Below are 11,980 nucleotides of genomic sequence, written 5' to 3' on the forward strand. Positions count from 1 at the left end.
AAATAGATTTCCAATGCTCTGGGAGATCCAGCTGTCTCCCTCTTTTTTTAAAGGAGATGAATATTAAATGAATTCGCTAACTAATATTCTATTAAGTAAAGAAAAAAAAGCTGCTGTCTCTCAATTTGATGAAAATGAGAAACTGTTTGATCGAAACTTAGAACTAATCTATAAGAATGATATTCAAATGGCCCAGGAAAGCATTTATAATGTGTTATCCATTCAATCAATTGATAAAGTGAAAAGCTTATATCAAACCCCACTACATAAATCCGCTTTTACAGTTCATGTTTTCGAAAACCTAAAAAAAGGGATCGCTCACCAAGCTATTAAAAAAGAAGACGTAAATGAAGAAATCATGTTTCACGTTTTTGCGTTAAAAGTGTCCTCTTACTTCAATGATCTACTTAAAAAATCAAAGTTTCCTTCTTATGACTATCTGCTGGAACAACCGGCTCTTTTTTATCATAGTATTTCAAATCAATTAGAAAAAATCATTTTAAAAGTATCCTATAGAACACTTGTATTGGATATGAATATGAATCGGGAAAAAGGTTTTTTGGCAGGGGAGACTCCTAAAGAAAAATATGGTGATTATAATAAAACTCTTTTGTGCAGTCAGGAGTATCTTGAAATCTTTTTCCAACGATATCCAGTCTTATTAAGAGTGATTGGAAATGAACTGAGAAAATTTAAAAAATTCATACTGGAATTTATCTCCCGTTTTGAAAAGGACAAGCCTGAACTGCTCTCTTTATTTGGTTTTTCAGAACAAGTCAAAATAAGGGACATTGAAGTAGGGATGGGTGATTCTCATTCTGATGGGAGAAAGGTTACTAAAATAACATTAAATGAAGGTAAACTTATTTATAAGCCGAGAAGTTTAGAAATTGATCTATTATATAAAAAGATAATTGAATTTTTGAATGAGAAAATTAGAGATCATGATATAAAATTGAGCACTCCGAATGTCCTTAGCAGAGACGGATATGGATGGACTGAATTTATATCTTTTAAAGCATGCAATTGTTTAAAAGATGTTCAAAACTTTTATCAGCGTACAGGAGCTCAAATCGGTTTGTTATATGCATTGAAAGCTGTTGATTTTCATTCGGAAAATCTCATTGCCAACGGCAGCTATCCAGTTCTCATTGATTTGGAATCCTTATTTCATCCTGCATACCAGAAAAAAAAGGATGGGATGGACGCTTATGAAAAAGCTGAAACGCAGCTTCATGAATCTGTCAGAGCATTAGGGCTGCTTCCTTTTTTCTTTGCGGGCAAAGCCGACATCAGCGGAATAGGTCGGAAAGGGAAAGCAAAATCGATCATTAAAGTTCCTCAGCTTATCAATCTAAAGACAGCAGAAATGTCGGTCAAACGAGACTATGTCGAAATTGATACAGCTAATAATCACCCTATGCTTGAGAATAAATTTGTATATGCAAAAGATTATGTCGAAGAACTGAAGCAAGGTTTTTCAAAAGCATATATGACTATATTAAAACATGCTTCGGAGCTGATTCGCATAATAGAAAAGAGCGAAAACAAGATATATGTTCGGTTTATATCAAAACCGACAATAAAGTATTCTGCTTTATTAGAATTAAGTTTTCATCCTAGATTTTTACACAACTCTATTGATAGAGAAATTTTCTTATCAAAAATATGGGAGAGACCAAAGCAAGAAGATGAATATCAATCTATTGTTAAATATGAGTTCAACGATTTAATTAATAATGATATACCTTATTTCAAAGTGAAATTGAATGAGAAAGACTTACTAAGCTCAAAAAATAAGAAAATTGAAAATTACTTTCCGGAAACACCAGCTCAAAGTGTAAAAGAAAGAATTTCAAATTTATCAAAAGACGATTTAAAGTTTCAGCTCTATGTTATCGAACTGTCAATGCTTGCTTCGGAGGATGATCGGCAAATTGTTTTGAAAGAATTTATAACAAAAGAACCAGGACAATATGTAAATGTTTTCAGTAGTAACCAAGAAAGTATCTTAATAGAAAAAGCAGAGGAATTGGCCGCTTATATTTATAATCAATCTTACAAAGCACACACAGATAAAGGAAGTTCGTATTCTTGGCTTAACGCTACTCCTATTGGAGTTGATGAAATTCAATGGAACTTATCCGTTATGGGTGATACCTTTTACGACGGGCTTTCCGGGATGGCTTTCACCTACCTGGCTTTATGGCGCGTCACGAAAAAAGAAAAGTATCTGGACATTGCCGAAAAAATTATGAAAGATGTCATCTCTCGTTTTATTGATATTGAGGTGAAACCGGACGAAGACAGCAGTATGTCTGTAGGTGCTTTTTCCGGAGTGTCTTCAATAGTATATACTTTAATGAATTTCTATATGTATACTAAACGCGAAAAATATAAACAGAATGCAAAACAAATCGCTCAGCTTATTCCGTCCTTGCTTCCTTATGATAAAGAATTGGATATAATCGGGGGCACAGCAGGGGCTCTTATTGTAATGATACGTTCGTTTGAAATAGAGAATGATACATTCTTTTTATCATTGGCTGAACAATGCGGTTCATTTTTAATGAAACAAGCGATCTTTCTTGATGAGGATTTTGTCACTTGGGAAGGTATTGCAAATAAGCCGTTAACGGGTTTTTCCCATGGAAACGCTGGAATGATATATGCCCTTCAATTACTCGAGAAACATTCAAAACATCAAGATATAAGTATGTACATCCGAAAAGGACTTGCTTTTGAAAATTCAAAAAAAGTAAACGGTAACTGGCTTGATCTGAGAAAAACGGTAAATGAAGCTGCAACATCTGCATGGTGCCATGGATCCCCTGGAATTCTATTAAGCAGATTAGAATTGAAAGATTCAAAACACCCTGATATTGCCGAAGTGGCCAAAAAAGATCTGAATAAAACCGTTTCTAACATTTTTTATGACGGTTTTGGCCGAGAGCAAAGTCTTTGTCACGGAGACATGGGAAATGCTTTAATACTGATCGAATATGGAAAAAAGACTGGTGAAAGTCAATTTGTAAATATAGGAAAAAACTTGATTTTGGAGAGTGTACAAGACAAAAATATAGGTTTCTACCAATGCGGAGTTGGAAGGGATGTTGAAACACCTAATTTAATGCTTGGTTTAGCGGGGATCGTATATGGAATGCTGTATGCAGCAGACACAGAATTGCCGAATATTCTCAATCTTGAAATAGGACGTGTAGATACATTAGGAGACATTTATGAAAATTAGAAAAAGAAAGCTTCCGGTTATTCTTCAAAGAAATCAATTTGATTGCGGTATTACTTGTTTAGCCATGGTTTTGAGCAGGGCTGAGGGAATAAAAATCAATCCTAACAAATTGAAATTAAATAAAGAAATTATCGGAAGAGACGGCACTGATTTAATAGAAATGAAAAGGATTTCTGAAACATTCGATTATGATTTCAAAGCATTCCGCACAGACAATATAACGCAGCTTAAAGAGTTAAATAAAAACCATCCGCTAATTGTTCATTGGAATCATAATCATTTTGTAGTTGTCGACGCATTTGGCACAGATAACGTTAAAATTATAGACCCTTCGTCTGGCAGACTGACAATCACATTAGAAGAGTTCAAAACCTTCTATAATGGCATTTCTATTATGTTAATCAGAAAGAACGAACTTGAGAGAAAGGATAAGACTGCTTCGTCGTTAAAAGATGTGTCTTCATTTAGAAAGATCGGAAAATATCTTTTGAAAGATAAAAAATTGTTGGGGGTTATTATAAGTTTCACTTTTATTTTTCAAGCATTAAACTTAATGACCCCTTTTTTGACTCAATATATTATTGATTCATTTATTGACGGAAATGAGAAAATTCTTCCCATACCAATGCTTTTCATGATTGTAATTGTTTCAATCGTATTATTCTTTAGTCTGTCCTTAATCAGAATGAAATTTATTATCAAACTGCAATTAAAAATTAATAAGAGTATGACTGATAAAATAATTCATAAAATATTTAGTCTTCCATTAAAGTTTTTTGAGGCGAATACTGCCGGGGATATTTCAACTAGAATCCATAACATTGCTGTAATTCGTGAAGTCATTTCCAGGTTAGCGTCTACTTTGATATTAGATATCAGTCTTATATTTGTATTTTTCATAGTCATGTTTGTTTATTCTCCGATATTATCTTTTATAGTTTTATTGGGAGCAGCTATACAGGTGATGAGTACTAAAATTTTGCTTCCGAAAATTGAAATGTTCACAAAACAGGAAGTAAATAGTCAATCCAATTTTCAGAGCCAGCTAATCGAAATCTTAAGATCAATGACATTTATAAAAACAATAGGAGAAACCAGGAATATTGAGAGCCAATTAAATTATAACTTTAATCATCAGTTAGATTATTTCTCTAAAAGAATGAATTATTCATCTTTACTGGGTGCGGTCTCCAATGCAATCAATCTATCTTTGCCATTACTTATTTTAATTGTGGGTACTTGGTCAGCAGTATCTATAGGCCTTACGCTAGGCGCAGTAATTGCTTTTTCTAACATTGCCGGACGGTTTATGTCTCCGCTGGGATCAATTATCGGCAGTTTAGAGTCTATTAAATTAGTTGAAGAAATGGTAGACAGGGTTGAGGCTGTACTGGATGAAAAAGATGAGGAAATAAATGATAAAAGCATTGAACTATTTAACCCGGTCGCTCATAATATCAGCTTGAAAAATATTGATTTCAGCTACAACGGAAACGATTATATTTTGAATAATATAAATTTAATGATCCGGCCGAGAGAAAAAATCACATTAATTGGAAAAACCGGAAGCGGAAAGTCTACTTTGATTAAAATCATTGCCGGCCTTTATCAAAAAACAGCAGGAGAAATTTGCTACGGTGAATTCAAAATCGAGGACGTTAATATGGTTAAGCTGAGAGAAACGTTAGGTTATATTGTTCAAGATGTCAATCTGTTTAATGACACTATTATAAATAATATAAAATATTTCAATGAAAAAATAACAATGGAAGAAGTTGTACAAGCTGCAAAAGAAGCATGTATTCATGAGGATATTATAAAAATGCCTATGGGGTATCATACCATGATTGGAGAAAATGGTATTACCTTATCAGGTGGACAGCGGCAGAGAATCTCAATAGCCAGAGTATTAGCGAAAAATCCGCGAATTCTATTTATAGATGAAGGAACAAGCAATTTGGATAAGGATACAGAATTAAATATATTAAATAACATTTACAAAAAGGATATCACTGTAATTTCTATTACTCATAGAACCGAATGGCTCGAATTCTCCGAATCTGTCTACGAGATTGAAAATGGAAACTTAAAGACGATTAAGACCAAATATGAATCACAGCTCCAGCAGACTTATTAACTTGAAAGGAGGTGAAATATGGAATATGAAAGAGAACTTCAGCGCGTTGTATGAAACATCAGAGCAAGAATTAAGAGAGCTTATTGGAGGGCAAAACTCAGTATCAATAACAACAATTCCAATAACAAATCATGTTTGTCCAACTATCACAGTAGGCTGCGCATGTCCGCAAAGGCAAGTATAAAAAACAATCGGGGGGATTTTTAATGAAAAAAGAATTTTTAGCATTGGAACTAATGACTGAGGAAGAATTAAAAGAATTGGCGGGGGGCTCGGAGGCAACTCCAATGACTGTAACACCGACAACCATCACAATACCAATCTCTTTAGCAGGCTGTCCGACAACTAAATGTGCGTCTATTGTCAGTCCATGTAACGACTGAAATTTATAAAAAACTCAAACAATAGGAGGAATTAACATGAAAAAAGATTTTCAAGCACTGACTCCAATGACTGAAGAAGAATTAAAAAACCTTGCAGGGGGTTCAGATGCAACCCCGATGACCGTAACGCCGACAACCATCACAATACCAATCTCTTTAGCAGGCTGTCCGACGACAAAGTGTGCGTCCATTGTCAGTCCATGTAACGATTAAACATATCCGAAAAAGAATATGTATATGCGTACATATTCTTTTTCTTTTTTGTCAAAGACAGTCAAGAATATATAAGGAAGTGATAATTGTGAACAAAACACAGAATTCGGCTAACTATGTTTATGAAAACTCTATGTTGAATATTTTTAAAGAAGAGGATTATTTCGAAGGTTTTGCGCAGTATTATATAAGTATTTTTAAAGCTCAGATTGTTAAAGAAATAGATAGAATACCATCCGAAAGTCTGTTGGATAAGGGATGTCTTGTTGAATCGATATTAATTAATTATAAGAAAAAAATATACTATTTGGCGGGGAAAACACTTATCCATGAGTTTCATCAAACTTTTGACGAGTTTGATGAAAAAAATGAATCTAAAAATTATGATATATTCTCAGAAAGGCTGAAAAACTCCGCATTTGTTGAAGAAATACTCAATAATTATCCTGTATTGCAAGATTTAATCTCCAGATCCACCTCTGATTTTATACGCTTCACTATATCTATTATTAAACATTGGGTTAATGACTATAAAAAAATCCAACAAAAATTCAACTTTTCGTTCGGAAAAATGAGAAAGGTTAATATGAATGCAGGGGATGTTCATAATGGCGGTAAAAGTGTTGTTATTATTGAATTTGAGAATAACAAACTCGTTTATAAACCCCGTTCACTTGAAATTGATGTTTTTTATGAAAAGGTCATTGATTATGTCAATCAGTATTATCAAACTAATTTAAAAACACCTTTATCCTTGGATCAAGGTGAGTACGGGTGGCAAGAGTATGTACAGTCTGAACCGTGCGATAATATTGAACAGGTAAGAAATTATTATTACCAATTTGGAATGCATTTAGGATTTATTTATGCTTTTCAAGGGTCAGATTTTCATTTTGAAAATATCATAGCATGTCGTGATAAACCAGTGTTGGTTGATCTTGAGACTCTGTTTCAAAGCAGCCTCTTTTTTTCTGAGGAGAACAAGGAAAATGTTAATTTAATGGCATCAGCACAGGTAAATAAAACAATATTAAAATCTGCACTTTTTAACTATATGAGTTTTCCGGAAGATAATGGGCTGACTAATATAGGAGGCTTGATAAACACAGAAAATCAAAAAGGTGAAAAAGAAGAAGTGCTTCATATAAAAACAGATAAAATTTCTATAAGAAAGAAACAATATCTCTTCAAAAGGGGAAGGAATCTTCCTGTTTACAAAAATAAAGTAGCAGAATGTTTTGAATTTGAAAGAGAATTTATTGAAGGCTTCAAAAGAATATTCTTGATTTTGAAAGAAGATTTATATATACGGAACCTTATAAGCGAATTAAATTATGCCCCTATTAGAATTATTGTCAGACCTACATATGTTTACGCTTCATTTCTTGAAACCCTCCTCCATCCTATGTATTTAAAAGATTATGGAGAAAGGATAAGGGTTTTATCTTTTATTAAGGATGCTTATACAAAATATGAAGTATTTGATTCCATCAGTCCATTTGAGATCAAGGATATGATGATCGGTGATATACCCTATTTTAATGCTCCTATTAGTGAAAAAAGGGTTTATTCAAATTCAATACATGTGGTGGATACAGGGATTATGAAACAAAGCGCTAAACAAGAAGTTTTAACTCGTTTAGCGAATATGTCGGAAGAAGACATGCATCAGCAAGTGAGCTTGATAAATATGGCCTTAAGCTCCACGGCGGCTAATTTGGATATTATTTATAAAAATCAAATTGATGATTTTGTACCTGGATATTTAGAAAATGACATACAAATCAAAGAGCTGATTCAAATAGAAACAGATTGTATATTAAAACAAGCAATCGAATCGGAGAAATATCTTCAATGGGTATCAATAGTCTCGGCTCCCAATGGCACCTTATCCGTAGGACCGTTGAGTTTTGGGCTGTACGATGGGTTAGCTGGAGTGGGGCTTTATTTTTCAGCTTATGATTTTATTTATAATGATGAAAAAGTCAAATCGATTCTTCGTAAAATAGTGAATTCAATTAATCAAATATATGAGCATAGTATTTATAAAACAAATTTCTCTGCTTTTTACGGGTCAAGTTCTTATATCTATTTTGTCAATAAAATGAGAGGTACCGGACTTTATTCGGAAAATGAAGTGAATAGTATGTGTAAAGCATACTTAGAGAAACTTCGTCAGGAAACCGCTCAAATAACACATACCGATTTTATAGGCGGACTCGCAGGTATATTAAAGGTTGTGATTCAGCTTGGCAGGTATTATCGGACTGAATTAATGGAAGATACGGCAAGGGCAGTTTGTAAAGAAATATGCAAAAGAATGATTCAAAATAGAAATGAAGCATATTGGAAATCCGACGCGGATGAGAATGTTGTTTTAGCAGGGTTTTCTCACGGTATTACTGGGATTTGTTATGCACTATCTGAATATTATGCGCATATTGAGGCATCTGGAGAAGTACTTAGACTGATTGAATCAGCTCTCAAATACGAAGATAAATTTTTTGATACTAAAATAAAAAAATGGAGGGATAACAGAAAAAATGAGTCGGATTATTCTTCCGCAATGTGGTGTCACGGGTCTTGCGGTATTCTTCTTGGAAGAAGCAGGATATACGAGAATGTAGACGGGCGCATTCACGTTGGGTATATTAATGAGTCTTTAGATGACACATTGCTGAATGGAAATTCCCATCGTCAGGGCTACTCATTATGCCATGGAACGATGGGGAATATAGATGTACTTCACGCTATTAAGGAATTATCTCTCTTTAAAAATCGCAAGCAAGAGATTGAGAATACAATTAATATATGGGTTAACCATTTTAAAGAGACCCTGTTGAAAAATGGCTGGCAAAATGGAATAAGAAATGATCATTCGGGACTTGGTATGATGTTAGGGAAAACCGGACAATTATATGCACTCTTAAGGTTAGTTAATAAAGAAATTCCCACCCCATTGGCTTTGGATTGAGGGGGATTTCCCAAATAAAAAAGCGATCCTGTAAAGGACGCTTTTTTTAGATTAATTTTATCCCGCTGATTAAAATAATCGCCGCCATCACAAACTGCAGCGGGCGCGGTGAGAATTTCGGCGAAAAGAAGCTGCCGAGAAGCACACCCGGCACAGAGCCGATCAACAGATTCAATACAAGCAGGTAATCGACGCTTCCGAAGCTTGCGTTTAACAGACCGGCAACAGTTACGAGCAAAAAGGCATGTGCGATATCCGTTCCCACCACTTCTGCTGTTTTCATTCTGAACAGGTATAACATGGCGATCGCAAATAATGAGCCGGACCCAATAGATGTCAGGCCGACGATGAAGCCGAAAATGACGCCGATCAGTATCATGAGTGTCCGCTTTTCTTCAAGTGTTTTTTGCTGCCAGCGGTTCGGCCGCAGTTTTTTATCGAAAAAAAGGCGGGCGATAATGGAAATGGCGACAAGGGTCAGCACGTAGCCGAGCGCCTGTTTGATAATCTGCTCCTGATGCTGGTGAAAAGCGGGAAACAAGTGAAGAACACCGATGGCGGCTGTTGCGCTGGGAATGCTCCCGAGCGCCAAGTAGCCGACAAGTTTAAATTGAACGGTGCGCTGCTTCCAATGAGAAACGACACCGAACAGTTTGGTGATGGAGTTATATAAAAGGTCAGTGCCGACGGCGATTGAGGGGTTGATCCCCAAAACGATCAGTAAAGGAGTCAAAAGCGCCGCTCCTCCCACACCCGTCAATCCGACCAGCGTTCCGACAAAGAAACCCATAAACACAATGCTTACAGTCATCTGTGTGCCTCCTGAATAATCCTACTATTTTTATCAGATTATATATGATTAAGAGGCAGTAATCAATTAAATTTTCGGAAAATTTTATACAGAACAAAAAAATCCGCCTGCCTGCTGTTATTTCGCAGATCGGCGGATGATGGCCGGATTATGATTTTTGCTGATAAAACGGAAGTTCCGTGTGGCCCATTTCTCTGACATACACGAAAAGATTGCCTTTATGATGAATTTCATGCTCCATGGCAAGCTGAAGGAGAGCCGCGCCGGTTATTTTTCTGCCGAAAGAGGCAGTCAGGTCAATTTCGCGGTTCAGCTGCTCTTCAGTCAGCTGTGACAGGATGTCTGTCGTTTTTTCAGTACATGCTTCAGCCAGTTTGACGAGGTCTGTTTCCGCTTCTTCTTTCGGTTTGTTCTGGATAGCTGATCCGTTTCCGTCGTTAATGACGTTTGCAAACATAAGAAAAGAATAAACGATGTGTTTTACAAGTTCCTGAGCGGACATTGATGTCTCCGCCGGCTTGTAGTCGTAATACTCGCGGCTGATTTTTTCCGCCAGCTCAATCGTCACGTTGCGATGTGACAGAAAGTGGCTGACCAATTGATTTTGTGCTGTCATGTGAAAACCCCCATTTAATACAGAATAAAAGCTGCAAGGATATGCTATATCAACGGCACGGAAGAAACAAGCAATAAGCTTGTGATGAAGATAAATCGTTGCGGATATCCGAAATTCGACAATTGCGGTCTTTTTGCGTTCTTCTTTTTCTAGCAATTATGATAAAATATGACATATCTCGGTCATTCCAAAAGGGGGGATTTATTGAGGATGAAGCAGACTATTCCGTCCTCTTTTGTCGGGCTCAAAATTAATGAATGGTATACCCATATCCGGCAGTTTCACGTCCTTGAGGCGGAGCGCGTCAAACGTGAAGTAGAGAGAGAGATTGAGGATATGGAAGAAGATCAGGATCTGCTGCTGTATTATTCATTAATGGAATTCAGACACCGCGTCATGCTGGATTACATCAAGCCCTTAAAGGAGGACCCTTCTCAGCCTGAGTTTTCAGAATTATTGGAAGACATTGAAGGCAACCAGTATAAACTGACAGGACTGCTTGATTACTACTTTAATTTTTTTCGAGGAATGTACGAATTTAAACAGAAAATGTTCCTAAACGCCATGATGTATTACAAACGGGCTGAAAAAAACCTTGCACTCGTTTCTGATGACATCGAGAAAGCTGAGTTTGCTTTTAAAATGGCCGAGATTTTTTACAACCTGAAACAAACCTACGTCTCCATGAGTTATGCCGTTCAAGCCCTTGAAACGTACCAATCGTATGAGACGTACAACGTCCGCAGAATCCAATGTGAATTCGTTATTGCAGGGAATTATGATGACATGCAGTATCCAGAAAGAGCATTGCCCCACTTAGAACTTGCTTTAGATCTTGCAAAACAAGAAGGCAATCCCCGTCTTATCAGTTCAGCCTTATATAATCTCGGAAACTGTTACGAAAAAATGGGAGACCTCTCTAAAGCAGCCGAATATTTTGAGACATCCGTTTCCATTTGCAGGTCAGAAAAGTTCGATAATCTTCCGCATTCTATTTACTCATTAACACAGGTTCTTTATAAACAGAACACTACAGCCGAAGCAGAGAAGCAATATCGCCTCGGGCTCAGTATCGCCCGCGAATACAATGATGAATTGTTTGTCAATCTGTTCCAATTTTTGCATGCGTTATACGGCAAGGAAATGGATAACGCATCCGTCAGGCACACGTTTGATTTTCTGGAAGAACACATGCTGTATCCGTATGTGGAAGAATTGGCGCATGACGCTGCCAAATTTTACATGAAACACGGACAGCCTGAAAAAGCGCTCACGTTTTATGAAAAAATGGTGCACGCCCAAAAACAAATCCAGAGAGGAGATTGTCTATATGAAATCTAAACTGTTGTCAGGATTGCTGCTAGTTGCTGTCGGGTTCAGCTTTACACAGGTGATCGGCCATGAAAGCCATTTGGAAAACCAAGCGGACGGCACGTTCCATATTGCCGCACGCAACCAAACATAACATAAAGACCCTTCTTTGGAAGGGTCTTATTTTTTGCATGCGTATCCATTCCAATTTTATCCGAATGCAGGGTCGATATGCTCAAGTTATCTGTCCTACGAATGCCACCTATTGATGAAAAAGGCATAAGG

General features: G+C 36.3%; 9 protein-coding genes. 7 read left to right on the top strand and 2 right to left on the bottom strand.

Translation table 11 applies throughout. The features are described 5' to 3' along the window. Positions 1-67 precede the first annotated feature (67 nt). The 5 genes from HAP68_RS05925 to HAP68_RS05945 all read left to right on the top strand — a co-directional run bounded on the left by HAP68_RS05925 (position 68) and on the right by HAP68_RS05945 (position 8,957). On the top strand, positions 68-3,250 hold the full coding sequence (locus HAP68_RS05925) for a type 2 lanthipeptide synthetase LanM family protein (protein WP_003154890.1): 3,183 nt from the start codon (positions 68-70) through the stop codon (positions 3,248-3,250). Further along, complete coding sequence (locus HAP68_RS05930) at positions 3,240-5,387, top strand: peptidase domain-containing ABC transporter (protein ID WP_024085186.1); 2,148 nt, start codon at positions 3,240-3,242, stop codon at positions 5,385-5,387. The genes HAP68_RS05925 and HAP68_RS05930 overlap by 11 nt, the downstream gene beginning before the upstream one ends. A gap of 206 nt (positions 5,388-5,593) precedes the next feature. Further along, complete coding sequence (locus HAP68_RS05935) at positions 5,594-5,770, top strand: class II lanthipeptide, LchA2/BrtA2 family (RefSeq protein WP_017417595.1); 177 nt, start codon at positions 5,594-5,596, stop codon at positions 5,768-5,770. A 36-nt stretch (positions 5,771-5,806) separates the two neighbouring features. Then, positions 5,807-5,983 (top strand): class II lanthipeptide, LchA2/BrtA2 family, encoded by a 177-nt coding sequence (locus HAP68_RS05940; RefSeq protein ID WP_017417596.1) that lies wholly within the window; start codon positions 5,807-5,809, stop codon positions 5,981-5,983. An 88-nt stretch (positions 5,984-6,071) separates the two neighbouring features. Next, a complete protein-coding gene (locus HAP68_RS05945) occupies positions 6,072-8,957 on the top strand; it encodes a type 2 lanthipeptide synthetase LanM family protein (RefSeq protein WP_003154888.1) in 2,886 nt (961 codons plus the stop codon). Positions 8,958-9,003: 46 nt separating this feature from the next. Here the strand turns inward: HAP68_RS05945 and HAP68_RS05950 are convergent, their stop codons facing one another. Together HAP68_RS05950 and HAP68_RS05955 are read right to left on the bottom strand one after the other, a co-directional pair. Next, entirely contained in the window at positions 9,004-9,768 is a 765-nt protein-coding gene (locus HAP68_RS05950) for a sulfite exporter TauE/SafE family protein (protein ID WP_003154887.1), read from the bottom strand. A 148-nt stretch (positions 9,769-9,916) separates the two neighbouring features. Beyond that, the gene (locus tag HAP68_RS05955) at positions 9,917-10,384 is read right to left on the bottom strand and encodes a DinB family protein (protein ID WP_003154885.1); all 468 of its coding nucleotides are present in this window, start codon (positions 10,382-10,384) and stop codon (positions 9,917-9,919) included. Positions 10,385-10,588: 204 nt separating this feature from the next. Between HAP68_RS05955 and HAP68_RS05960 the strand changes: the two genes are divergently transcribed. Both HAP68_RS05960 and HAP68_RS05965 read left to right on the top strand, forming a co-directional pair. Then, the gene (locus HAP68_RS05960; protein WP_087920760.1) at positions 10,589-11,725 is read left to right on the top strand and encodes a Rap family tetratricopeptide repeat protein; all 1,137 of its coding nucleotides are present in this window, start codon (positions 10,589-10,591) and stop codon (positions 11,723-11,725) included. Beyond that, a complete protein-coding gene (locus HAP68_RS05965) occupies positions 11,715-11,849 on the top strand; it encodes a PhrA family phosphatase inhibitor (RefSeq protein ID WP_003154881.1) in 135 nt (44 codons plus the stop codon). The genes HAP68_RS05960 and HAP68_RS05965 overlap by 11 nt, the downstream gene beginning before the upstream one ends. Positions 11,850-11,980: the final 131 nt, after the last annotated feature.

This window comes from Bacillus sp. Bvel1, from assembly GCF_014872755.1.
Taxonomy (GTDB): domain Bacteria; phylum Bacillota; class Bacilli; order Bacillales; family Bacillaceae; genus Bacillus; species Bacillus velezensis.

Coding starts and splice junctions, on each gene's coding strand:
- HAP68_RS05925 (WP_003154890.1), top strand. CDS start 68: ATGAATTCGCTAACTAATATTCTATTAAGTAAAGAAAAAAAAGCTGCT.
- HAP68_RS05930 (WP_024085186.1), top strand. CDS start 3,240: ATGAAAATTAGAAAAAGAAAGCTTCCGGTTATTCTTCAAAGAAATCAA.
- HAP68_RS05935 (WP_017417595.1), top strand. CDS start 5,594: ATGAAAAAAGAATTTTTAGCATTGGAACTAATGACTGAGGAAGAATTA.
- HAP68_RS05940 (WP_017417596.1), top strand. CDS start 5,807: ATGAAAAAAGATTTTCAAGCACTGACTCCAATGACTGAAGAAGAATTA.
- HAP68_RS05950 (WP_003154887.1), bottom strand. CDS start 9,768: ATGACTGTAAGCATTGTGTTTATGGGTTTCTTTGTCGGAACGCTGGTC.
- HAP68_RS05955 (WP_003154885.1), bottom strand. CDS start 10,384: ATGACAGCACAAAATCAATTGGTCAGCCACTTTCTGTCACATCGCAAC.
- HAP68_RS05965 (WP_003154881.1), top strand. CDS start 11,715: ATGAAATCTAAACTGTTGTCAGGATTGCTGCTAGTTGCTGTCGGGTTC.